The following is a 23,718-nucleotide window of genomic DNA, read 5'->3' on the forward strand; positions in this document are numbered from 1 at the left end:
ATGCACGCCCCGCTGCTCGACGCCGAAATCTACGACCAGATCCGTGAGACCGCCCGGCGCTTCGCCGAGGATGTCGTCAGGCCCGCCGCCGTCGATCTCGATCGCGACGAGACTTTTCCGGCCGACATTTACGCCCAAATGGGCTCGCTCGGCCTGTTCGGCATCACCGTGCCGGAGGCGCATGGCGGCGCCGGTCTCGATACCTATGCGTACTCCATCGTCATGGAGGAGCTCTCCCGCGGCTATGCCTCGGTCGCCGACCAGTGCGGCCTCGTCGAATTGATCGGCACGCTGCTCACCCGTTACGGCACGCCGGAGCAGCTCAAGCGCCTGCCCGATATCCTCGCGGGCAAGACGCGCGTCGCCTATTGCCTGACCGAGGCCGAGGCGGGCTCCGACCTCTCCAATGTCCGCACGACCGCGCGCGAGACGGCCGACGGCTATGTCATCGACGGCGGCAAGCTCTGGATCCACAACGCGCCGGTCGCCGATCTCGGCTTCGTGCTGGCCTCGACCGATCCTGCCGCCGGCCATCGCGGCATGAGCATCTTCCTGGTCGATCTGCATGCGCCGAGCGTCTCGCGCGGGCCGAAGGAGCACAAGATGGGACAGCGCGCCAGCCAGGTCGGTGCGCTCAACTTCGACGGCGTCACGGTGCCGCGCGAGGCGCTGCTGGGCCCCAAGGGGCGCGGCTTCCATATCATGATGAGCGTGCTCGAGAAGGGCCGCGTCGGCATCGCCTCGCTGGCGGTCGGCATCGCGCAGGCGGGGCTGGAGGCGGCGCTTGGCTACGCTCGTGACCGGCGCCAGTTCGGCAAGCCGATCCTCGACAACCAGGGCCTGCAATGGCTGCTGGCGGACATGGCCAAGGACATCGCGGCCGCCCGTGCGCTGGTCGAGCGCGCTGCGCTGCTGATCGACCACGAGAAGCCCGCGACCTCCGCCTCCTCGATGGCCAAGTGCTTCGCCAGCGACATGGCGGTGGCGCAGACGGCGAACGCCGTGCAGGTCTTCGGCGGCTCCGGCTATATCCGCGGCTTCGAGGTCGAGCGGCTCTATCGCGACGCGAAGATTACCCAGATCTACGAAGGCACCAACCAGATCCAGCGCACGATCATCGCGCGGGAATTGATCAGGAACGGTGCTTGAAACCATGTTGTGGCAGCTCTCGCCACAACATCACCGCGAAATGACCAGACCGGCTTCAGGCTGAGACCGCATTTGGACTGTCCGATGGCTACTCATCGCCAATACAGAGGAGAACTCTCCATGCGAAAGGCCATGATTGCCATCGGAACCGCGCTGCTCGTCTCGGGCAGCGCCATGGCGCAAGCGCCCGCCACGCCGGCACCGCCAGCTCGATCCGCCCCCTCGGATGAGAGGGCCGCCACGATCAAGTCGGTCAGCGTCGTCGATTTGGACGCCTTGCCGGCCGCGACCCAGGAACAGGTGGCGCAACAGTCAAAGGCGCAGCCGGCCGGGCAGCTTCAGCAGATTCAGGCCACGATCGAGAACGAGCCGAAGCTGAAATCGGCGCTTGCCACGAAGGGCTTCACATCCCGCGACGTGGTGATGGCTTCGCTCGACGATGACGGCGAACTGACCATCGTCGCCAAGCGGGCGACCTGAACCGGCCGGCCCGTTCCCTAGGAGGGGATCAGGGTCGCGACATGGCGGTCCATCGGCCGCTCGCTCTCGGCGAGACCCGCCGCCACGCCGGCGCGGTCCGCCGGGCTGCGGTTCTGGCTGAGCTTGCGCTTGCCTTCGAGCGACGCGATCGGCATGCGCAGGCCGACGATGCCGCGCAGGTGGGACTGGATGAATTCGGGCGGCGCGTCGGAGACCGCCCAAGGCGCGGTTCTCTCGCCTTCGTGCAGGTTGGTGAGCCGGGTGACGACATCCCGCAGCCGGGCGGGGTCGTCGAAGAACTCCACCGGGCCGGAGGCTTGAACGGCCACATAGTTCCAGGTCGGCACGACCTTGCCGGTCTCCTGCTTCAGCGCATACCAACTCGGCGTCACATAGGCGTCCGGACCGGCGAAGATGGCAAGCCCGTTGCCGATGGCCGGCACCCGCCATTGCGGGTTCGCCTTGGCCAGGTGCCCATAGAGCACCCCATGCTCGCCCTCGCTTGCATCGATGAAGAGCGGCAGCGGCGTTGCCAGCGGCCCCTCCGCCGTTGCGGTGACGAAGGTGGCAAGCCGCGCGGAGCGGATTGTCGCCAGGAGGCTGTCCCTGTCCTCGTCGCGGAAGGCCGGTGGGGTGTACATGCGGAAACTCCCTCTGTCGGAGGCCTCATGCCACCAATCTGGATTGGCCGGAATATCCAGTTATCAGCGTTTCATCTGGTCCAGTTTAACCTTTAGCGCCGTTCATCGAGCGCGTCGCGGATGCCGTCTCCGAGCAGGTTGACTGCCAGGATCAGGAGGCAAAGCCCTGCGCCGGGCAAGGCGATCAGCCAGGGGTCGAACAGGATGTGCTCGCGCCCTTCCGCGATCATCAGGCCCCAGGACGGTGTCGGCGGCTGGGCGCCGAGGCCGAGGAAGGAGAGCGCGGCCTCCAGCAGGATGACGTTGGCGATCTCCAGCGTCGCGACCACGATCAGCGTGTTGCGCAGGTTCGGCAGGATGCCGTGCAGCATGATGTAGAGATGCGAGGCGCCGAAGGACTGGGTCGCCTGGACGAATTCGCGGCTGCGCAGGCTCTGCGCCGCGGCGCGCACGACTACGGCGAAACGATCCCAGAGCAGCAGGCTCAGCACGATCGCAAGCGTCTTCAGCGAGGCGCCGCCGAGCGCGACCGCCGCGAGCGCGACCAGCACGATCGGCAGTGACAGCCGCGTCGTCACGACAAAGCTGATCGCCATATCGACGCGGCCGCCGAAATAGCCCGCGGCGACGCCGAGCATCGTGCCGATGAACCCGGCGCAGAGCGTGACGCCGAGACCGATCAGCAGTGAGACGCGAGCGCCATAGAGCAGGCGGGCGAGATAGTCGCGGCCGAGATGGTCGGTGCCGAGGAGATGCGCCGGGTCCGAGCCCGGATACCAGAAGGGCGGGATCATGCGCTTGCCGAGATCCTGCGCGATCGGATCATGGCTGGAGAGCCAGGGCGCGAAGAGCGCGACGAAGACGATGACGGCGAGCAGGCCGCCGCCGATGCGAATGGCGCTGCTGGCGCTCAGGCCCTTGAAAAGCTTGCGCCGGCGGATGGCAGGGCTGTCGGCGATCGACATCAGGCGCTCCTCAGGCGGGGATCGAGCCAGGCATTGATCAGGTCGGCCACGGTCGTCAGCGTCACGTAGATCAGCGAGAGGATCAGGATGATCGCCTGCACCACCGGCAGGTCGCTGCGCAGCAGCGATTCCCACGCGAGGCGGCCGAGCCCGTTGATGGCGAAGACGCTCTCGATCACGATCGAGCCCGAGAGCATCAGACCGAACTGCACGGCGGCGAGCGAGACCAGCGGCAGCACGGCATTGCGCAGGGCATGGACCAGCAGGACGCGCGGCTGCGAGGCGCCCTTGGCGCGGGCGGTACGGATATAGTCGGCGGTAAGCACGTCGATCATGCCGGCGCGGGTGAGGCGCATCAGGGCGGGCATGGCGTAGTAGCTGAGCACCACGACGGGCAGGATATAGCCCTGCCAGCTCTCGGTGCCGGAGATCGGCACGAGCCCGTACCAGACGCCGAAGATCACGATCAGGATCAGGCCGAGCCAGAAGCTCGGGATCGCCTGGCCGAGCACCGCGAGCATCAGGGCGATGCGGTCGAGCGTACCGCCGGGCTTGAGCGAGGCGAGGATGCCGAGCGGAACCGCGACGACGAGCGCGAGCAGGAAGGCGGCCGAGCCCAGCACGAGCGTGACCGAGAGCCGCTCGGCGATGATCGGCGCCACCGGCAGGTTGAAATAGAGGCTCGTGCCGAAATTGCCGGTGAAGGCATTGCCGATCCAGCTCAGGAACTGCAGCGGGATCGGCCGGTCGAGGCCATAGGCGTGGCGGATCAGTTCGACGTCTTGCGCCCGGCCGGCCTGTCCGGCGAGGACGACGGCGGGGTCGCCGGAGACGAACATCAATCCGAAGGCGACCGCCGAGACGGCGAGCGCCACGAGGGCGGCGACGATCAGGCGGCGCGCGAGAAAGGGCAGCATGACGGCTCCGGGGATAGCGGGTCGGCCTGCCTGGCAGGGATGGGGCCGCTACCAGGCGAAAGCCGGTAGCGGCGCGGCGATAGGGCCGAAGCGGTTACTTCCAGCTCGACAGCCACCAGCGGGCGAACTCGTCCGGATGGGGCTTGAAGGTCAGGTCCTTGGACAAGCCATAATTGATGTTGAAGTCGTACATCGGCAGCCAATAGGCCTGATCGGCGATCTTCTTCAGCGCCTTGGCGTAGTTCGCCTCGCGCAGCGCGCGGTCCTGCGAGGTGTCGGCCGCATTGACCAGCTCGATCACCTCCTTGTCCTGGACGAGGTCGTCGGCGCCGCCACCGAAGAAGTTGGAGATGATGAAGGCGACGTCGCCGGTGCCGTAGCTGCCCCAGTTGGTGAAGAAGGCCGGCAGTTCGCCTGCGCGCCATTTCTGCACGCCGGCAGCATATTGCTGCTCGTTCAAGGTCACGCGGATGCCGGCCTTGCCGAGATCGCTGGCGATCGCCTCGGCGACCGGGCGCGGCATGGCGGCGAAGACCATCTCGATATCGACGCCGTTGGCGAAGCCGGCCTCGGTCAGCAGCGCCTTGGCGTTGGCGGGGTCATAGGCGTATTTCGTCACGTCCTGGGCACAGCCGAACTGCTTGGGGTTGCAGGCGGCGTTGAGGACCTGCGAGGCGCCGCCGGCGAAGGCCTTGACGATGGCCTCGCGGTTGACGGCGTGGTTGATCGCCTGCCGGACCTTCAGGTTCTTGGTCGGGTAGTCCTTGCCCTTCCCGGTCACGGTCATGCCGACATAGGAGATGCGCATGATCGGGCCGTTGACGATCTGCACGCGGCTGGCGAGGCGCGCGGCCTGGTCCGGCGGGATGCGCCAGGTCCAGTCGAGCTTGCCGGCCATCAATTCGGCGAACTGGGTGTTGAGCTCGGGGATGGTGCGCACGACGATCTTGCCGATCGCGGGCTTGCCCTTCGGGCTGCCGGCATAATGGCCGTCGAAGCGCTCGAAGGCATAGCGGATGCCCGGCGTCATCTCGGTGAGCTTGTAAGGGCCGGTGCCGACGGGCTTGGCCGCCATGCCGGCCGAGCCGACCTCCTTGAAATAGGCGGCCGGATAGATCGGCAGCGCATCGGCGAGCATCTCGACGGCGCCCGCGAAGGGTTTGGCCATCTTGATCCGGACCTGGAAGCCCGAGACCTTCTCGACCTTGTCGATCCAGTCCACGGCGATGCGGAAGCGCGTGCCGTAGGCCGGGTCGAGCACGGTGGTCAGGGTGTAGACCACGTCGTCGGCGGTGAACTTGGCGCCGTTGTGGAAGGTCACGCCCTCGCGCAGGTCGAATTCCATCGTGGTCGGGTCGACGAAGCGCCAGGCCTTGGCGAGCGCCGGCTTGATCTCGCCGGTGTCGAGATCCTTGTAAAGCAGGCCGTCATAGATGTGCCGGGCGAGGATCAGGCCCTCGCGGCCGGCGATCTTGTAGGTGTCGAGCGCTTCCGGCTCCAGCGCGAAGGCGGCGTTCAGCGTGTCGTCGGCCTTGCCGGCTAGGGCCGGCACTGGCGCCAGCGCGAAGGAGGCGGCCAAGAGCGCGCCGGCCAGCGCGGTCGTTCCAAAAATCTTCATCGGTGTGTTCCCCTGTGTTTTCTGGATGATCCATCCGGCCGGAGCGCGCCTCTATGGGCGATTCTGCGGCCGGAGTCTGTTAGCGGCTCTTGGAGGCCCGCAACTTTTCCCAGAGCTTCCTCGCGCCATTGATCTCGTCGATGCGCTCGCCCTTGCGGACGCGCTCGATGATGCCTGGCTCGGCCGCCTGCATGGCGGCGCAGGTCCGGGCCAGCGCTTCGGCCTCGGCGGGATCGATGACGCAGACCCCGTTCTCGTCGGCGAGGACGAGGTCGCGGGGGCGCACCGTCGCGCCGCCGCAGTTCACGGTCTCGCCGATCGTGCCGCCCTTGCCGAGCAGCTTCGTCGTCAGCGGCGAGCGGCCGCGGCACCAGACCGGCAGGCCCGAGGCGCGGATCGCCGCGACATCGGTGACGAAGCCGTCGATGACGACGCCGACGATGCCCGCGGCCTGCGCGGCGGCCGTCATCACCGCACCCCAGCAGGCATGGCGGTCGTCGCCCTGGCGGTCGATGACGAGGATGTCGCCGGGCTTCGCCTGCGTCAGGGCGCAGGAGAGCACCGCGCCGTCATCGGGCGAAACGCTCACGGTGAGAGCCGGGCCGCAGACGCGCGGGCCCTCGATGACGCACTGGATCGCCGGAGCCATGAAACCCTCGGTCAGGATATGGCCGAGCGTCGCGGTCTCGATCTCGCGGAAGAGCGCGGCGCGCTGCGCGATCGAGGCTTCGGCCGATGATCCGGTCGCTGTCATGGTCGCCCTTGCGCTGGAGAATGTCCGTTCTGCCGAACCTACGGAAGCCGCGAAACCGGGTCCAATAGACAGTTCCTATGCTAAGCATAGGCTTGCCACGGCAGCGGGTTTGCATAAGGGGCAGGGGTCACGAACGGAAGAGAGATACGCGCTTGAGCGGAACGAAGCCGAAGCTGCACCATCTCAATTGGAACCTGCTGCATACCTTCCTCGTCATCGTCGAGGAGCGCAGCATCACGCGGGCGGCCGACCGTTTGCTCGTGCGCCAGCCGACGGTCAGCGCGGCGCTTCAACGCTTGGAGGAGACGCTGGGCGGCCAGCTCATCCAGCGCGACAGCCGCCGCTTCGTCCTGACCAAGCGCGGCGAACTGCTCTATAAGGAATGCGTCGACATCTACCGCAGCGTGGCGCGGATCGGCGACCGCCTGTCGGAAGACCATGACGACCTGACCGGGCTGGTGCGCCTGCTCGTCGTGACCCATGTCGTGCTGCCGCCGCTCGACCGGACGCTGACGCTGCTCAACCGCAAGCATCCCGGCGTCAGCGTGCGGATCGATGTCGCCAACAGCCAGGACATCGTGCGTGCGGTCTCGCAGAAGCTCAGCCCCTTCGGCTTCTGCCTGCTGTCGAAGCCTTTGGCCGGGCTCGATTGCCGCCCGCTGCTGCGCGAGGAATTCGGCATCCTGTGCGGGCGCGGTCATCCGCTGTTTGGGCTCGCGGACGTGCCGCTGGCGGAACTGCGCGACGAGCCTTTCGTTGCGCTCGCCTGCGGGCAGGACGGCGCGCTGGAGCCGATGGTCTCGGTCCGGGAAGGGGCCGGGCTCGGCAGCCGGGTCGTCGGCTCAAGCCCCAATCTCGAAGAGGTCACGCGGATGATCGCCGCCGGCCTCGGCATCGGCATCCTGCCGCTGGCCTCGGTGGCCGAGGCACTGGAAAGCCGTTCGCTGTGGAACCTCGCGCGGTCCGAGGACCTGCTCGGCGCCGATCTCTATTTCGTCTCCAACCCGGCCATGCAGCTCAGCGCCGCGGAAGAGGCGTTCCTGCGGCTGTTCGAGCAGCGGCTCGGCGCGACGGAGGAGGAGCCGGCCGCGGAGGCCGTCTAAGGGGCGCAACGCCCATTGGTTGCCTGCTTCGTTACCACGGTAACACCGTCATTCCGGACAAGCGGCGAAGCCGCGCCGATCCGGAATCCACCGTAAAGCTCAGCGCTCTCCGATGGATTCCGGGTCAAGCCCGGAATGACGGCGCGTTTCCGTATCAAATAAGTGAGCTCGGGAGTTTCCGCGGTCTCTCAGCGATCGGCCCGTGCCATGACGGTGTGCAAGAGCACGTTGAGGCCGGGCTCCAGGTCTTCCTTCGTGCAAAGCTCGGCATTGTTATGGGTGATGCCGCCCTTGCAGGGCGCGAAGATCATCGTTGTGGGGGCATGGCGCGCGACGAAATAGGCATCGTGCCCGGCCTGGCTGAGGATATCTTGCGTGCGGTAGCCCAGCGCCAGCGAGGTCTTGCGCACGCTGTCGATCAGCTCCTGCGCGAAGATCTTGCCGCCCCATTTCCAGACATCGAGGATTTCGGCGGTGCAGCCGGCGCGGGCGGCGGATTCGCCGACGGCGCGGCGGACGCGCTCGGCCATGACCTCGGAGGTTTCCGGATCGGGATGGCGGACGTCGCAGACGGCCTGCGCCCAATCTGACAGGATGCCCGGCTTGTTCGGCCAGGCGGCGAGGCGCGCGGCCGTCGCCTTGCCGCCGCCGGCGGCATAGGCCCAGCCGATCTCGTCGGTCTCGACAAGCAGGCGGGCGCCGGCCAGAAGGGCGTTGCGGCGGCGCTCCATCGGCCAGGGGCCGGTATGGGCGGTCTCGCCCTTGAACTCGACGAGCATGCCCGTGCTCGGAAAGCCGCCGGTGACGACGCCGACCTGCATGCCGTCGCGGTCGAGATAATAGCCTTGCTCGATATGGAACTCGACATAGGCGTCGAAGGCGTGCGGCACGGCTTCCATCGCGCCGCGATAGCCGATCCGCTCCAGCTCCTGGCCGATCGTGCGGCCGTCTTCGTCGGTGCGGCCTTGCGCGAAGTCGAGCGTATAGGCGCCGACGAAGCAGCCGGAGCCGACCATCGGCGGCGAGAAGCGCGCGCCTTCCTCGTTGGTCCAGTTGACGATCTCGATCGGCCGGCGCGTGCGATGGCCGAGCGCATCGAGCGTGCGGCAGACTTCCAGCGCGCCGAGCACGCCGGCGATGCCGTCGAAGCGGCCGCCATTGATCTGGGTGTCGAGATGGCTGCCCATCACCACCGGTGGCAGGCTGTCATCGGTGCCGGCGCGGCGGGCGAAGATGTTGCCGATGCCGTCGACGCGAACGGTGAGACCCGCCTCGCGGCACCAGCCGACGAAGGTGTCGCGCACCTCCTTGTCGGCATCGGAAAGCGCGAGGCGCGAGAGACCGCCCGGCCGGCCCGGGCCGATCTCGGCCGAGCGCTCGATCGTGGTCCAGAAGCGCTCGATGTCGATACGGGCCGTGTCGAGGCTGGGCATGACGGTCTCCTCTCCGCCGGGCCGGGCGGGAGCTGCTGCGGGGCGATGACGCGACGGGTTTCGCGCCGCGTGCGCAGGCGAACCGTCCAGCTCAGGATTTCAGGCGAGGGGCGGCGCAGGCAAATAGATATTGCCTATGCTTGCCATCGGCGCGTCAGCGCCGGCTGGCGGCTTGCTCGGCTGCGCGCTGCCTTGGCCGGACGATCGCCCAGGAGCCGATGAGCACAATGACCTCCGAGAGCGCGCCGCCGAGCAAGGCCCAGGACGGCGGGACGGTCAGCAGCAGCACGAAGACGAGCAGCAGGCCGGCCGCGGCGGCGATGGCCGAGAGAATGGCGATGGAGCGGTAGTCCTGCGCGATCTCCAGCCAGATGCGCGGCATGACATAGAGCATCGGCAGGCTGCTCATCACCCAGGCCAGGACGGAAATCTTGAAGAAGCGCGTGCCTTCGAGGCTGTCGGGCTCGATGAAGGGCAAGGCGATCAGGACGACGATGCCGTAGAGGATGCCGAGGCAGGCGAGCGGCAGGGGCCAGCGCCGCAGCCGCTGCCCGACCTTGGCGAAATCGCGATGCGCCATGAGCTTGGAGAGCTCGGGATGCATCATGTTGGCGAAGGCGGTGGAGACGATACGCAGCGGCACGAAATTGACCAGCGCCGCCGCGATCGGGGCATAGGCAGCGGGACCCGCCATCGCCGCGACCATCAAGGCCATGCCCTGGCCCTGGAGGTTGGTGATCGTCACGCTCAGCACGGACCATTTGAGCTCGCGCCAGAGCTTGCGGTAGCGCCGCCAGACATGCCGGCCGAAATTGATCCGCAGGGGGCGCCGCCGCGAGAGGATCAACAGCACCGCGATGCCGAGCGCGTTGGCTGCCGTCATCACCGCGAAGGTGTGCTGGAGGATATGGGTGCCGTCCCATATCACCCAGGCGGTCCCGGCGGCGCCGCTGAGGGTGAAGGTGAGATCGCTGAGGCTCACCAGCATCTGGCGATTGCGGGCAAACAGGACCGTGCGGACATGCGCGCGCATCGACCACAGCCCGATGAAGGCTCCGCCGAACAGCGCGCCCTCGTCGAGCCAGACGCCGAGGACGCCGGTGACGACCAGGCCGAGCAGCAGCGACAGCAGCATCGCAGCCGAACCGAAGGTGACCTCATAGGCGCCGGCCGCGCCGGAGCCGCGGCTCTGGGCGATCGCGATGCTGGCAGGCAGCGCCGTAAAGGCGCGGATATAGGTCAGGCCCAGGCCGCCGACGACCATCACCAGGGCGAAGATGCCGTAGTCGCGTGCCGATACGGAATGCAGCAGCGCAATGTTGAGGCCGAGATGGAAGGCGCTCTGCATCGCTTCGCCGCCGACCATGACGACGAGTCGCAGCACGATATGACGGATGGCCTGGAGGTTCATCGCGGGCGGCTCGAGCCCTGGCGAAGCATGTCGGCGGCCACCGCCGCGATCGCCTGCGCGACGGCCTGCTCGCTGAACAGGGCGTTGAAGCGTTCGCGACCGGCCTGCGCCATCGGCGCGAGAGCCTCCGGATGGCTGACGATACCAGCGAGAGCCCGTGCCAGCGCGTCGGCATCCCCCGGCGGCAGCAGGCAGCCGGTGACGCCGTCATCGACCACCTCGCGCAAGCCGCCGATGGCCGAGGCGAGCGGCGGGCGGCCGAAGGCCATCGCCTCGATCGCGACGCGGCCGAGCGATTCCGGCCGGCGCGACGGCACGGTGACGACATCCGCCCAGCGATAGAGCGGGGTCGGATCGTCGAGGAAGGGCTCGACGCTGACATGGGAAGCGAGGCCGGCGCTGGTCACGGCTTCGCGCAAGGCAATTTCGAGGCCGGGATCCTCGAAGGCGCTGCCGACGATGCGGGTCTCGATGCGGTCGCGGGTTTCCGAGGGCAGGGACGCCAGCGCCGCGAGCAGGACTTCCTGGCCCTTGATGCGGTTGATCCGGCCGAGCATCAGCACGCGCAGCGGGCGCTTGCCGTCATAGTCGGTCGGCGCCCAGTCGGCTGGGCCGGCGACGCCGTTATAGATCACGTCCGAGGGCGTGCCCAGCGGTGCCTCGAAGGCGTCGCGCGTCGCCCGCGAGTTGAAGATCAGGCGGGCGCGGCCCCAGAGGATCAGCCGGCGCAGCAGCGTGCGGGTCGCGCCTTCGGGGATCTCGTGGATGTGCTGGAGCGCCTTGCCCGGAAAGAAACGGGCGGCCAGCACATGGTCCACGATGACCGAGGTGTTGATGTAGACGAGGTCGCAGCGCCTGAGGCGCCGGGCGGCCCGCAAGACGGCGCGGGGCAGGGCGATCGGCGCGGTCGCGACCAGCCGCGGCAAATCCTTGCGGCGGAGCACCCAGAGCGGCTCGATCACGATGCGGCTAGCATTGCCTTCGAGCAGCCGGCGGATCGGCCCGTCGCGCGGCAGCACGACTTCGATCTCGGCCGACGGATAGGCCTGGCGCAGCGCCGCGACGCTTTCGGCGAAGCTGCGGTCCGAGCCGTAGAGTTCGTACCCTTGATGTATGCAGGCAATGCGGAGCGTCACGATCCAATTCCGTTCGAGGCCGCAGCGGTCCGTTCCGGACATGTCCGGAATTCGAGAAAGCCCGTCCTAACCATTCCGGATGAAAGGAGGATAAATCACGGAAATTCAAGGCATAATGAAAGTGCGACGCTTTGCCTGCGATGATGTGCGGGCCGGTTTGGACAGGTTGAAATGGACACCCCTCCCACCCTGCTGATCCTCGGAACGCGCGGGATTCCGGCAGCGCATGGCGGTTTCGAGACCTTTGCCGAGAAGCTGGCGCTCTTTCTCGTGGAGCGCGGCTGGCGCGTGGGCGTCTATTGCCAGGACGAGGTCCCCGCCGTCACGCAGCGGTTTCGCAGCGAGATGTGGCGCGGCATCGAGCTGATCCGGACGCAGGTCGCGTCCGACGGGCCGCGGGCGACGCTCGAATTCGACTGGCATTGCGTGCGGGATGCGGCGCGCCGCGAGGCGGTGAGCCTCGTGCTGGGCTATAACGGGGCGGTCTTCCTGCCCTATCTGCGTTTGGCGGGGCGCAAGATCCTGACCAACATGGACGGCATCGAATGGCGCCGGCCGAAATGGTCCTTTCCGGTCCGCGCCTGGTTCTGGCTCAACGAATGGATCGCCGCCTGGTCGTCCAACCGGCTGGTGGCCGACCATCCCGTCATCGCCGACCATCTGGCGACCCGGCGTCCGCGCTCGGCGACGGCCATGATCCCCTATGGCGGCGTGCCGATTGCTTCGGCGCCGACGGCCCCTCTCGCGAGGCTCGGCCTCGAAAGCGGCCGCTATCTCGTGTCGATCGCCCGGATAGAACCCGACAATTCGATCCTGACGCTGGTCGAGGCTTTCTCACGCAAGCCGCGCGGCATGAAGCTCGTGGTCCTCGGCACGTTCTCGGACAAGATCGCGTATCACCGCGAGGTCATGGCCGCGGCAGGGCCGGAGGTGCTGACGCCCGGCGCGATCTATGACCCCGGCGTCGTCCAGGCCCTGCGCTTCCATGCGCGGGCCTATATGCATGGCCATACGGTCGGCGGCACCAATCCGTCGCTGGTCGAGGCGCTCTGGGCGGGCAACCCGGTCATCGCGCATGACAATCCCTATAACCGCTGGACCGCCGGGGAGGCCGGGCTGTTCTTCAAGGACGAGGCCGGCTGCTCCGAGGCGATCGACAGGCTGATCGCCGATGACATCCTTGCCGGGCGCCTGAAGAAAGCGGCGCTGTCGCGAGCGCAGGAAAAGTTCAAGTGGCAGGCCGTGCTCGAGCATTACGAGCGCGAGGCGCTGGCCTTGATGGGCGGTGCCGCTGCCGCGCCCGAACTGGCCGCCGTCAAGCTGGCCGACAAGAGTTCCGGATGAGCTTCAGCCGCCGGGCGGTCCTGGCGGGAGGCGTCGGGGCAACGCTGCTCGGCGCGAGGCCGGCGCAGGCCGCGCAACCGCTCGTTCTTCGGCGCGGGATCAATCTGTGGCCGTGGTTCTCGCTGACGCGGGAATTTCCGGCGCCGCGCACCGACTATGACTGGCCGCCTTTCCAGCTCGATCGTCCCGTTCCGACGGCGCGCGATCTCGGCCGGTTGCGCCGGGCGGGCTTCGATTTCGTGCGCATTCCCGTCGATCCCGGGCCGATCCTGACCGCCGCGTCGCGCGAGCGGGTGATCCTGCTGGACCAGGTCGTGGCGGCGGTCGCACAGGCGCTCGGCCAGGGTTTCGCCGTCGTCCTCAATCTCCATGCCAATGCGGCCACGCATCACTGGACCCCGACGTATCTCTTCGGCAGCGAGGCCGCGCCGGGCTTTCCGGCCTATCTCGCATTGATTGCGGAACTGGCGGGCCGGCTGGTACGGCTGGGGCCGGGCCGTGTCGCGCTCGAACCCGTCAACGAACCGTTCCAGGCTTGCGGCGCCGCCGAATGGGATCGGATCCAGCGACGCATGCTCGGCGCCGCGCGAAGTGCTGCTCCCGATCTCACGCTGGTCGCGACGGGGGCTTGCGGTAGCATGATCGCCGGGCTGGAACCGTTGAAGGCGAGCGCGCTCGCGGCCTTTGAGCCGCTGCTCTTCACCTTCCACTTCTACGAGCCCTACCTGTTCTCGCATCAGGGCGCGAAATGGATGAGCGAGCCGTTCTATCCGGCGCTCAACGCGGTGCCATGGCCGGCGTCGCGCGGCACGCTGGAGACGACGCTCGCCGCCGTCCGTGCCCGGATGGCAGAACTCGGCCAGCCGGCATCAGGGAGCGGCGCCGCGACCTATCGGGAGACCGAGCGGGTGCTGAAGGAGTATTTCGACGCCCGGCCGGACCGGCCCTTCATCGAGGGCTATCTGCGCCAGGTCCGGGCCTGGGCGCAGCGCGAGGGCATCGCGCCCGGCCGTGTCCTGATGGGCGAATTCGGCGCGGTCCGGACGGGCGCGGGCATTGCCGCTTCCGCCCCCGCCGACCGCGCGCGCTATGTCAGGGATGTTCGAACGAGCGCCGAGGCACTCGGTTTTCCCTGGGCGTTCTGGAACCTGTTCGACAGCCTGGGCCTGTTGGTCGACGATGTCAGCCGGCAGCCCGACCCGGCCATGATCGAGGCGCTCGGGCTGAAGATGCCGGGCTGAGCGGAGCTGCCTTGGTCTGGTGCTCCGGGCGATAGAGGCAGAGCACGACGATCGCGAACTTGGCGGGCAGGTTCGTCTTCGTCGCGATGCTCTCCGAGCCGTTCAAGAGGATGATCCAGACGAGCATCGGCAGCCAGACGCCGCCCGCCCGCCCGATCCGCGCGAGCTCGTACATGAACAGGCCGAAGGCCACGGTCACCAGCGCGGTGACGATCGCGCCCTGATAGAGCGTCATGCGGATGAAGGGGTTCTCGATGCCCCATTCCAGGCCGTTGACGCGCCGGAGCGTGTCGACAAGGTCGTTGTCGGGGCCGAAGACGAGATCGCCCAGCGAGAACATGCCGAGCAGGTCGAGCATCTCCTTGCGCGCATTGGCGCTGCCGCCGTCGGAGACGAAGCGCGTCGCGACGTCGTCGAAGAAGCCGACGGTCGCCAATCCACCGATCGCGACCGGCAGCAGCGCCGCCAGCAGGCAGGCGATCGCGGCGCCGACGAGCGAGACGCGCCCGCCGCGCAACGAGGCGAACAGCATCGCGATGCCGTAGCAGAGGCCGAGCGCCAGCGAGACCAGCAGCGCCGTCCGGCCACCGAAGACGACGAGGGCTGCGCTCTGCAAGGCGATCAGCGTGCCGCGCACGGCCGGCGAGAGCGGGCGGGAGCCGCTGATCAGTGCCATCAGATAGCAGGCGGTGATCATGGCATTGGCCAGCGGATGGCCGTGCAGTGCGGCGGAGCGTGTATCCGTCTCGAAGGCGATGCCGTCGAAGCGATAGGGGAAGAGGCGGATCTGGGTGACGAATTCGGCGAGCGCGAGCAGGGCGTTCGCCGTCATCACGACATGCAGGATCGTGGTCAGCGTCGCCATGGTCTCGTCGTCGGCGTCGGCGAGCAGGAAGACCAGCAGGCAGGCGGCGACATAGGTGTCGACCATGCCGCCGATGCCGGCGCCGCCGCGCAGGATGGTGACTATAATGACGGCGATGGTGACGACCAGCATCAGGAGCGTCGCCGGCCGGGCGCTGGCGAGGTGGATGGCGCGGCTGACCGGATCGCCGCTGGCGAGCACGCTCCAGCAGAAGAACAGCACGACCATGTAGGTCGAGGGATGGATCTTGGTCGCGGCCGAGCCGGCGAGGCCGTCGTAATTGTAGCCGACGAGCCAGAGCATGCCGCCGGAGATGCAGAACAGCACGAGCACCGTGGCGATGAGGCCGATGCGGCTGATCCCGTCGAGCCGGGCCCAGCCCGGTGCAGCCCGCAGCCCGGCGGTGCGCATGAGGAGATTTTGCTGCATTTTCTTCACGCGAACCGGTGTCCACTTCGCTTGAAAATGCTCTAGCCGCGCCCGCCGGAGTCGACGAGGATCGTGGCCGTGATCGAGCGGCCCATGATGCGCGCGGCCTCCATGGCCTGGACGATGTCCTGCTGGCGCGTGCCGTAGAGGCGTGCGACCAGCACGATCTCCTCGGCCATGCCGACGAGCGGAGCGATCCTGACATTGCGGCCAAGCGCGCCGCCATCCATCACCACGAGGTCGAAATGCCGGCCGGCATCGGCCAGCATCCGCGTGGCGAAGGTCCGGCCGATATTCTTCTGCGGCGGCGCCTTGCGGCGCCCGCCGGACATCATCGCGACATCCTTGCTGGCGCCGAAATGGATCGCCGCCTCCAGGCTGCTTTCGCCGCGCAGCAGGTCCATCAGGCCGGGGCCTGAATCCTCCGGTGCCTTCTCGAGATCGGCGTCGATTAGGAGGACGCGCTCGCCCTGCTGGACGGCGGCTTCCGCGAGCTGGTCGGTCACGCGCTCGCGATCGGCGGCATCGCGTTCGACCGAGGTCAGGAGCAGGCTGTGCGCCGCGGTGGCCGTCGTTTGCGATGTATTGAACAGCCTGAGCAGCGCAAGCCCGGCCTCGCCATCGGCCTCCGCCGGGGCAGGCGGTGTCTTGCGCAGGCGCCAGCGCCGCTTCGCGACAGGTTTGCCCGGCCGCAGCACGGCGATGACCGGCGCGCCGATCAGCGCCTCGGCCTGGGCGCGGGAGATGAGATGGGGCGCGGCATATTCGCGGATCAACGCGAGGCCTGCGCCGAGCCCCAGCCCCAGCATGCCGGCCGCGGCGACAAGCGGCAGGGTCGGCGGCCAGCTCGCCTGCTGCGGCGCCTGCGCGCGGCTGATGATGCGGGCATTGGTGGTGTCGAGATTGGCCTGCTCGCGGGTTTCCTGAGCGCGCAGCAGGAAGTTGGCATAAACCGTGCGGGCAGCCTCCAGATCGCGCTGGAGATCGCGCAGGCGCACCGAGGCCTGGTCGGCGCCTTGCGTCTGCCGCGTCAGGGCTTCGAGCTTGCCGGCGAGCAGCTTCTCGTTGCCCTGCGCGCGCTCGTAATCGGTGCGCACGGACTGTTCGACGCGGGCGATCTCGGTCGCGATCATCCGGCGGATCTGGACGAGCTGGCTCTGGGCCGCGCCGATCGAGGGATGGCGCGGGCCGAGCTGGCTCTGCAGGTCGGCCTCGCGCTGGACCAGCGTCGCCTCCTGCTCGCGCAATTTGGCGACGACCGGGGACTGGATCGCCTCGGTCGAGTTGCCGGCAAGGCTGCCGCCGCGGCGCTGCTGGGCAATCTGCTCGACCTGCGACTTGAGCGCGGCCGTGCGGGCCTGTGCGGCGGACAATTGGTTGCTGATCTCGCCGAGCTGCTGGTCGCTGATCAGGCGGCCGGACGACGCGACGAGGTTGTTCTGGGCGCGATAGCGCTCGACGGCGTTCTCGGCCTTCTCGACGCGCTTGCGCTGTTCGTCGAGCCGGGCGGTCAGCGCGTCGGAGGCCTCGTTCGCCGCCTTGCTGCGGGCATCGGCCTGGTCGGCGAGATAGGCTTCCGCGATGGCGTTGGCGAGCCTGGCGGATTTCTCCGGCTCCTTGGTCGTCACCACGACGTCGACGACGAAGACCTTGTCGGCGCGCCGGACCGAGAATTTGCGACGCAGATTGGCGAGCGCGCGCGCCTCCGCCGGCGTCAGGCTGCCATCGGCGTTCGGTGGATCGGCCGCGACCCGGCCGAGCAGGCGCGAGAGCAGACCCTGGCCGTTGAACTCGCTGTCGTCAACCAGATGCGCAGCGCGGATCGCGCGCATCAGTACGCTGGTGGACTGGATGACGCTGGCCTGGCTCTCGACCTGCGCCAGCCCGCCATCCGGCGAAACGGAGCTCGGGTTGACGTCGTTGCTGACGACATTGCGGTCGCGCGGATCGATCAGCAACTGGGCGGATGCGGTGTAGAGCGGGGAGGTCAGGACGCCATAGGCCAGCGCCAGGCCCGCCAGCACGCCGGCGATGCCCAGGATCATGAAACGGCGATGCCAGAGGATGCGCCAGAGCTCGGAGATCTCGACAGCGCCATCCTGACGCCGGCGATAAGTCTCCCGAGGAGCCGGCTGCACCGCTTCCTCCTGCCGATGATCGGTCGCAGCCAGGCTGGCCATTCCTCAACTCTACCAACGCAACAACGCCGGCACCGCGGCTTTTCCCGGTCGCGATACCGGCGGGGACAATGGCATCGAGTCCTTAACAAGCCCCGCTCTGCCCCCGCGCCCCAGCACCGGCAGGGCTAACGAAATCGAAATCCCGGCATGGCAGGCTGCCTTCCGTTCGCGGGCCGCACGGTGCGCGCGGCCGCGTGGGATGGGGCATGCGACTGAGGTTGACTATCGGTGCTTCGCCGTTGCGGCGATGGCATCTGCTGCTGATCGATCGCCTGCGGAGCCTTCCGGGCCTCGACCTGTCGCTGTGCCTGCCGGAGAGCGCTCCCGTCGACCGGAGCGGGCTTGGCCCTCTGTTTCGCGTCGAGGGCCTGCTCCATGGCTTGCGCCCCGACGGCCTGTTCGCCGTGGCTGAGCCCGGCGATGCGGCCGTTCCGATCAGCTGGCAGGCCGGCCCTGCCGATCTGGTTCTCGATCTCGGGGACGGGAGCGCGGCGGAAGCCGGGCGGCACTGGACCCTGCATTTCGACGGCAAGGCGGGAGAGGACGCTCTGGTCGCCGCCCTGCTCGGCGGCGGAATTCCCCTCGTCGAACTCAGGGAAGGCGGCGATCTCGTCGCCGCGGGCCGGCCGGGCTCCGAAAACGGCCGCATCCTCCTGGCGAAGCTGGAGGATATCCTCAGCCGGATCGTGACGCTGATCGTCGCGGCCATGGCGGGCAGACGATTGCGCGTTCCGACGCTGCCTGCGGCCGAGACGGGGCCGCCGACACCGCCCGCCGCGCAGGCCGGCATCGCGAAGACGATGGTCAAGGCCGGGATCGGGAAGGCGATCGAGCTGGTCTACCGGACGGGCTTCCACGCGCCGCATTGGCGGGTCGGCTGGCGCAAGCTCGACGGGCCCGACCTGTTCACGATGCAACGCCATCCCGATAGCGGTTGGACCGACCTGCCGGATGACGGCACCCGCTTCTATGCCGATCCGTTTCCGATCCTGCACGAGGGCCGGGTCACGCTCTTCGTCGAGGATTTCGTCCATGCGACGGGCAAGGGCATCATCTCGGCGGTTGCGTTCGGGCCGGACGGGCCGCTGGGCCGACCCGAGCCCGTGTTCGAGCAGCCGGGCCACCTGTCCTATCCCTTCGTCTTCGCACGCGACGGCGAAATCTGGATGATCCCGGAAAGCTGCAGCGCGGCGCGGGTCGATCTCTTCCGCGCCACGGCTTTTCCGGGGGGCTGGGTGAAGGAGGCGACCCTGATCGAGGGCGTGGTCGCCAGCGACGCCACCCTCATCGAGCAGGATGGCCGGTGGTGGCTGTTCGCGACGGTGCGCGACGGCGGCGGCTCGTTTTCGGACGCGCTGCACCTGTGGTCGGCGCCGGATTTCCGCGGACCGTGGACGCCGCATCCGCGCAATCCCGTGCTGATCGACATCGCCTCGGCACGGCCTGCGGGGCGGATGGTGCTGCGCGAGGGGGAGTTGCTGCGCCCGGTGCAGGATTGCCGCCAGGGTTACGGCAAGGCGCTCGGCATCGCCCGCGTGACCCAACTCGACGACACGGGTTTCGCGCAGGAGGTCGAGACCATCCTTGAGGCGGGAGGGCCGCTCTGGCCCGGCCGGCGCCTGCACAGCCTGAACAGTGCCGGCGGGTTCGAGTTTATCGATGGCTCGGCGATGGTTCGGCGGAATCCGCTGGCGCGCCGGCAGCCGCCGGGCGCGAGCGCCAGTTCCTGATAGCGTGGCCGGCGTTGTCGGCCAGCATGGCGAGACGGCCGACAAGCGTGCGCGCGCCCGTCACCGATTCCAGCGTCGCGGATTCCGTGGCGAAGCGCCGCTTGAAATCCTCGCCGCCGCACATGAAATCGACCATCTCCAGCCCCTGGTCGATCGACCACTGGATATAATCCATCATCAGGACCATGCCGGGCGAGGCACGCTCGAATTCCGGGTCGTAGGTGGTGATGAAGGCCATCATCCGGCGGCGCTGGACGACATTGATCGAGACGGCGACGACCGTGCCGGCCAATTCCAGCACGAAGACATGCAGGATGCCGAGCCGGGCCATGACGTCGACCAGCGCGGCGAGCGCAGGGGCGCCCTCGTCGAACAGGTCGGAGGCGCGGCCATGCCGCTCCAGCCATTTGCGCTTGAGCGCGGCGACGCGTGTGAGCACCGGCTCCAGCGGCTCGTCAGGCGTCATCAGGCGGAAGCGGAGTTCGCCGGCTTCCTCCATGAATTTCCGGCCGCGCCGGTAGTTCTGCCGGATCTTCTTCGACTGTGCCTCGAACCAGTCCGTGCCGCGCCGCCAGGGGCCGGCGACGCGATAGCTGATCTCGCTGCGATGATTGGGGCGCAAGCGGCCGCTCGCGACGTCGGGCGCGATGATGCCCCGGATCGCCGCATCCGGCAGGAGGCGGTTGAGGTAGAGCATGTCGAAGCCGCCAGCGGCGGCGATCTCCCACCACAGGGCGGTGACGGCATCGCGGTTCCGGTCCGGCGCGAGCAGGGCGTCGCCGTAGTCGCTATGCTCCTTGGCGGCCCATTCCAGCACGGTGACGCCGCGGCGGCGGATCGTGGCGAAGGGCAGGATCGCTTCGAGCGCGGCGCCGTTCCAGACCAGCCCGATCAGCAGGTCGCGATCGTCGCGGCGCGTCGCGGTGCGCCACCAGGCATCGATCCAGGCATGGCTCTGGAACACGAGCCCGTCGGCGCGCCGCCACAGGTCGTCCCAGGCCGGCGCGAGCGCCGCGAGCCGCCGGTAGGAGGTGACGATCTCCAGTTCGCGGCCGGCCGCCGCGGCGAGCCGCTTCTGCCCGGTCACGACTGGGTTTCCTCGATCTCCTGGGCCGTCTGGCGGGTCGCGCGGGGGCGCAGGCGCAGTCTGATCTGACGCCACATCCGCTTCAGCGGCATCAGGTAAAGGCCGGAAAGGGACTGGTAGTCGCGGACATTGCGCTCCATCAGCCCGAACTTGAAGTCCTCGTCGGGCTTGGGCACGCAGAGCGTCCCGAAGAAGCGATCCCAGAACGAGAAGAGCAGGCCGAAATTCTTGTCGTAATGACGCGGGTCGACGCTGTGGTGCAACTGGTGCCAGTGCGGGCAGAGGACGACATTGTTGAGCCGTCCGAACGAGATCTTGAAATGCGTATGCCTGACGAAATCCATCATCAGGATGTTGCGCATCACGTAGACATTGATGCCGAAGACGGTGAGCTCGACGAGGTTGAGCGAGACCAGCGACCAGATGCCGAAGCAGATGCCGGGGATGACGCCGTCCCAGGCGCGGTTCATCAGTTCGTCCAGCGGGTGGACGCGGTCCTTGGTGATGCCGACCATGACCTCGGCGGAGTGATGGACCTTGTGCAGCTCCCACAGGATCGGGAAGCGATGCTGCGCGACATGGTACAGATAATAGGAGATGTCGTAGGCGAGCAGCATCGTCACGGTGAAGATCACCGTGGTGAGCGGGCCGGCCGGGCCGGGGATCAGGGGCGGATCGATGTGGAAGAGCGTCGCCAGCACCCGGTTGGTCGCATAGCCAACCGCGACGACGAAGGTGATCCCCGCCGGCAGCATCAGGAAGGGCATGATCGCCTTGCGCGTGACCCAGAACAGCAGGTCCGCCTTCGCCGAAGGGTGCATGATGATCTCGTGGGGGAACACGAAATCGAAGAACTCGCGGAAGCTGCGCTCCTTCGTCGTCCTGAGATAGGCGACGAGCGCGCTGACGAGCGCCGTCAGGAACAGCAGCCCGGTTGCGACGAGGCTCGTCGCCGAGATCTTGTCGAGGATTCTGCCGACGAAGTCGGTCATCTCAGCAAACATCGGCATCTCGATCAACGATGCGGGACCACAGCATTGGCACGCCGGTGATTAAGGCTTCGACTGAGGCGATGAAAGATCGTCGCCCAAGGTTAAGCCATTTCTGGTTAAGCTTGGGCGACCGCGTTCGCAGAATGTCGGAGGCTGCTTCCCTCAACGATCGGGCGGCAGCTCCGCATAGACCAGCCGGTTGCGGCCCTCGTTCTTGGCGCGGAAAAGGGCGAGGTCGGCGGCATTGACGACCCGGGCGGGGTCGCCCTCGGCATCCGGCCAGGCGGTGGCCACGCCGACGCTGATCGTCACCCGGTCGGCGCCATGCGCGATATTGAGGTCGCGCACGCCCTGCACCAGGCGTTCGGCGACATGGCTCGCGCCTTCCTGCGGGACGCCGGTCAGGATGACCACGAACTCCTCGCCGCCGAAGCGGGCGGCGAGGTCGGTCGAGCGGGTCGAGCCCTCCTGGATCACATGCGCGATCTGCTTCAGCACGTCGTCGCCGGCGAGATGGCCATAGGCGTCGTTATAGCGCTTGAAATGGTCGACATCGATCATCAGCACAGAGAGCGGGCTCTTGGTGCGCTGGCAGCGCTTCCACTCGGCGCCGAGATATTCGTCGAAATAGCGGCGGTTGCCGAGGCCGGTCAGGCCGTCGATCCGGGTCAGGCGTTCCAGCTCGAGATTGGCGCGCATCAGTTCGCGCTGGCTTTCGCGCAGCGCGCGATAGGCCTCGTCGCGCTGGAGATGATCGAGATAGGCGCGGGTGTGGTAGCGCACCCGGGCGATCAATTCGACCTTGTCCGGCAGCTTGACGAGATAGTCGTTGGCGCCGACCTGGAAGGCCTCGCTCTTGGTCGCCGGGTCCTCCTTGGTCGAGAGCACGATGACGGGCACCGCATGCAGGGCGGGGTGCTTGCGGTATTGCCGGACGAGGTCGAGCCCGTCGACGCCGGGCATGACGAGGTCCTGCAGGATCACCGTCGGCTTGACGCGCTGGGCGACCGCGATCGCCTCCAGCGGATCGGTGCAATAGTGGAAATCGAGATCGCCGTGATGGGCGAGCGCGCGCCGCACGGCTTCGCAGACCATGACCTGATCGTCGACCAGCAGGACCATGGACAGGTAGCTGTCGGCCGGCGGCGGGACATCAGGCAGGGAGGATTTCGTTTCGCCTGTCATGGACAACCTTCATCACGACGACGGAGCGCACGCCTCGGTCAGGCGGGGGGCGATCGCGGCCAGCGGCAGGATTTCCGCGGCCGCGCCGATGGCGGCGGCGGCTTTGGGCATCCCGTAGACCGCGCTTGTGGCCTTGTCCTGCGCGATCGTCAAACACTGCCTGTCGCGCAACAGTTTCAGGCCGCGGGCGCCATCCCGTCCCATACCGGTCAGGAGGACGCCGACCGGGTCTCCCTGCCAGCGTTCGGCGACGCTCTCGAAGAACACGTCGACCGACGGGCGATAGGGATAGTCGCGCGGCTCGGCCCGGTAGCCGAGCTCTCCGTCGGACTTGAACACGAGGTGGTCGGCGCTCGCCGCGATCAGGACGGCCCCGCGTTCCGGCCGGTCGCCCTCGCGGGCGGGCCGGACGGGCAGGCGGCAATGCTGGCCGAGCCAGCTCGCGAAACCCGGCACGAACTGCTCGTCGAGATGCTGGACCAGGATGATCGCGGCCGGGAAATCGGGCGCCAGCCCGCCGAGCAGCGTCGCGACCGCGGCCGGGCCGCCGGCGGAGGCGCCGATGGCGACGAGGCGCTGGGAAGGAGAGGCCGGGGCAGGCGGCCGGCGCCGGACGCTGCTCACCGGCGGCGACACGCGCGAAAGCCGGCCGATCGTGGCGATGCGCGCCAGCAAAGCGGTGGTCTGCGCCGAGCCGTGGCCGTCGAGGCCGACGCTGGGGATATCGACCGCGTCGAGCGCCCCATAGCCCATCGCGTCGTAGACGCCGGAGACATTGGCATCGACGCTGGCGGTGACCAGCAGGATCGGGCAGGGCGTCTCGGCCATGATCCGGCGCGTCGCCTCGACGCCGTCCATCTCCGGCATGTTCAGGTCCATCAGGATCAGGTCCGGCCTGTCGCGCCGGCAGGCCTCGACCGCCTCGCGGCCATTCATGGCGATCCAGGCGACTTCGTGTTCCGCCGTGGAAGCGATGACGCGTCGCAACAGCTCGACCGCCATCGGCAGGTCGTTGACCAGCCCGATTCTCATAAAACGCCCCCACAGCGCATGCCCGG

Annotated in this window: 20 protein-coding genes; 6 read left to right on the plus strand and 14 right to left on the minus strand. The window is 67.9% G+C overall.

Going from position 1 to position 23,718, the window contains the following annotated elements:
* Window positions 1–1,149: an acyl-CoA dehydrogenase family protein gene (locus tag JHD80_RS09365; protein WP_248311459.1), complete on the plus strand. Its 1,149-nt coding sequence runs from the start codon at window positions 1–3 to the stop codon at window positions 1,147–1,149.
* 84 nt (window positions 1,150–1,233) lie between these two features.
* Window positions 1,234–1,629, plus strand: coding sequence for a hypothetical protein (locus JHD80_RS09370; RefSeq protein WP_199086370.1), 396 nt, complete (start codon window positions 1,234–1,236; stop codon window positions 1,627–1,629).
* 17 nt (window positions 1,630–1,646) lie between these two features.
* On the opposite strand, the gene JHD80_RS09375 is transcribed toward JHD80_RS09370, so the two are convergent.
* The 5 genes from JHD80_RS09375 to JHD80_RS09395 form a co-directional block, all read right to left on the minus strand.
* Window positions 1,647–2,270: an FMN-binding negative transcriptional regulator gene (locus tag JHD80_RS09375; protein WP_199086372.1), complete on the minus strand. Its 624-nt coding sequence runs from the start codon at window positions 2,268–2,270 to the stop codon at window positions 1,647–1,649.
* 92 nt (window positions 2,271–2,362) lie between these two features.
* Window positions 2,363–3,235, minus strand: a complete 873-nt coding sequence (locus tag JHD80_RS09380; protein WP_199086374.1) for an ABC transporter permease — start codon at window positions 3,233–3,235, stop codon at window positions 2,363–2,365.
* Complete coding sequence (locus tag JHD80_RS09385; RefSeq protein WP_199086376.1) at window positions 3,235–4,152, minus strand: ABC transporter permease; 918 nt, start codon at window positions 4,150–4,152, stop codon at window positions 3,235–3,237. Before JHD80_RS09385 ends, JHD80_RS09380 begins: the two co-directional genes overlap by 1 nt.
* A gap of 94 nt (window positions 4,153–4,246) precedes the next feature.
* Entirely contained in the window at window positions 4,247–5,770 is a 1,524-nt protein-coding gene (locus JHD80_RS09390) for an ABC transporter substrate-binding protein (RefSeq protein WP_199086378.1), read from the minus strand.
* A 79-nt stretch (window positions 5,771–5,849) separates the two neighbouring features.
* Window positions 5,850–6,524, minus strand: coding sequence for an RraA family protein (locus tag JHD80_RS09395; protein ID WP_199086380.1), 675 nt, complete (start codon window positions 6,522–6,524; stop codon window positions 5,850–5,852).
* A 152-nt stretch (window positions 6,525–6,676) separates the two neighbouring features.
* Here JHD80_RS09395 and JHD80_RS09400 point away from each other — a divergent pair, with 152 nt between their 5' ends.
* Window positions 6,677–7,627: a LysR family transcriptional regulator gene (locus tag JHD80_RS09400; RefSeq protein WP_199086382.1), complete on the plus strand. Its 951-nt coding sequence runs from the start codon at window positions 6,677–6,679 to the stop codon at window positions 7,625–7,627.
* A gap of 188 nt (window positions 7,628–7,815) precedes the next feature.
* On the opposite strand, the gene JHD80_RS09405 is transcribed toward JHD80_RS09400, so the two are convergent.
* The 3 genes from JHD80_RS09405 to JHD80_RS09415 all read right to left on the minus strand — a co-directional run bounded on the left by JHD80_RS09405 (window position 7,816) and on the right by JHD80_RS09415 (window position 11,607).
* Window positions 7,816–9,060 (minus strand): Zn-dependent hydrolase, encoded by a 1,245-nt coding sequence (locus tag JHD80_RS09405; RefSeq protein WP_199086384.1) that lies wholly within the window; start codon window positions 9,058–9,060, stop codon window positions 7,816–7,818.
* A gap of 154 nt (window positions 9,061–9,214) precedes the next feature.
* Entirely contained in the window at window positions 9,215–10,471 is a 1,257-nt protein-coding gene (locus JHD80_RS09410; protein WP_199086386.1) for a hypothetical protein, read from the minus strand.
* Window positions 10,468–11,607 (minus strand): glycosyltransferase family 4 protein, encoded by a 1,140-nt coding sequence (locus tag JHD80_RS09415; protein WP_349237240.1) that lies wholly within the window; start codon window positions 11,605–11,607, stop codon window positions 10,468–10,470. Before JHD80_RS09415 ends, JHD80_RS09410 begins: the two co-directional genes overlap by 4 nt.
* Before the next feature lie 171 nt (window positions 11,608–11,778).
* Here JHD80_RS09415 and JHD80_RS09420 point away from each other — a divergent pair, with 171 nt between their 5' ends.
* Together JHD80_RS09420 and JHD80_RS09425 are read left to right on the plus strand one after the other, a co-directional pair.
* The gene (locus JHD80_RS09420; RefSeq protein WP_199086390.1) at window positions 11,779–12,951 is read left to right on the plus strand and encodes a DUF1972 domain-containing protein; all 1,173 of its coding nucleotides are present in this window, start codon (window positions 11,779–11,781) and stop codon (window positions 12,949–12,951) included.
* Entirely contained in the window at window positions 12,948–14,192 is a 1,245-nt protein-coding gene (locus tag JHD80_RS09425; protein WP_199086392.1) for a glycoside hydrolase family 5 protein, read from the plus strand. Before JHD80_RS09420 ends, JHD80_RS09425 begins: the two co-directional genes overlap by 4 nt.
* On the opposite strand, the gene JHD80_RS09430 is transcribed toward JHD80_RS09425, so the two are convergent.
* Window positions 14,134–15,468 (minus strand): VpsF family polysaccharide biosynthesis protein, encoded by a 1,335-nt coding sequence (locus JHD80_RS09430; RefSeq protein ID WP_199086394.1) that lies wholly within the window; start codon window positions 15,466–15,468, stop codon window positions 14,134–14,136. The two genes, JHD80_RS09425 and JHD80_RS09430, sit on opposite strands and share 59 nt — an antisense overlap.
* A 59-nt stretch (window positions 15,469–15,527) precedes the next feature.
* The gene (locus tag JHD80_RS09435) at window positions 15,528–17,666 is read right to left on the minus strand and encodes a GumC family protein (RefSeq protein WP_199086396.1); all 2,139 of its coding nucleotides are present in this window, start codon (window positions 17,664–17,666) and stop codon (window positions 15,528–15,530) included.
* A 206-nt stretch (window positions 17,667–17,872) separates the two neighbouring features.
* On the opposite strand from JHD80_RS09435, the gene JHD80_RS09440 reads away from it, so the two are divergent.
* Complete coding sequence (locus JHD80_RS09440; RefSeq protein ID WP_199086398.1) at window positions 17,873–19,396, plus strand: glucosamine inositolphosphorylceramide transferase family protein; 1,524 nt, start codon at window positions 17,873–17,875, stop codon at window positions 19,394–19,396.
* On the opposite strand, the gene JHD80_RS09445 is transcribed toward JHD80_RS09440, so the two are convergent.
* From JHD80_RS09445 to cheB, 4 genes are all read right to left on the minus strand, one after another.
* Window positions 19,320–20,483 (minus strand): GNAT family N-acetyltransferase, encoded by a 1,164-nt coding sequence (locus JHD80_RS09445; protein WP_199086400.1) that lies wholly within the window; start codon window positions 20,481–20,483, stop codon window positions 19,320–19,322. The two genes, JHD80_RS09440 and JHD80_RS09445, sit on opposite strands and share 77 nt — an antisense overlap.
* Window positions 20,480–21,475: a sterol desaturase family protein gene (locus JHD80_RS09450; protein ID WP_465246510.1), complete on the minus strand. Its 996-nt coding sequence runs from the start codon at window positions 21,473–21,475 to the stop codon at window positions 20,480–20,482. Before JHD80_RS09450 ends, JHD80_RS09445 begins: the two co-directional genes overlap by 4 nt.
* Before the next feature lie 162 nt (window positions 21,476–21,637).
* Window positions 21,638–22,660: a GGDEF domain-containing response regulator gene (locus JHD80_RS09455; RefSeq protein ID WP_199086404.1), complete on the minus strand. Its 1,023-nt coding sequence runs from the start codon at window positions 22,658–22,660 to the stop codon at window positions 21,638–21,640.
* Window positions 22,661–22,672: 12 nt separating this feature from the next.
* Window positions 22,673–23,692 carry a chemotaxis response regulator protein-glutamate methylesterase gene (cheB, locus tag JHD80_RS09460; RefSeq protein WP_199086406.1) on the minus strand — a complete coding sequence of 340 codons (1,020 nt, stop codon included), beginning with the start codon at window positions 23,690–23,692 and terminating at the stop codon, window positions 22,673–22,675.
* Window positions 23,693–23,718: the final 26 nt, after the last annotated feature.

Origin of the sequence: Allobosea sp. ASV33, from assembly GCF_016428755.1 — a bacterium.
GTDB lineage: Bacteria > Pseudomonadota > Alphaproteobacteria > Rhizobiales > Beijerinckiaceae > Allobosea.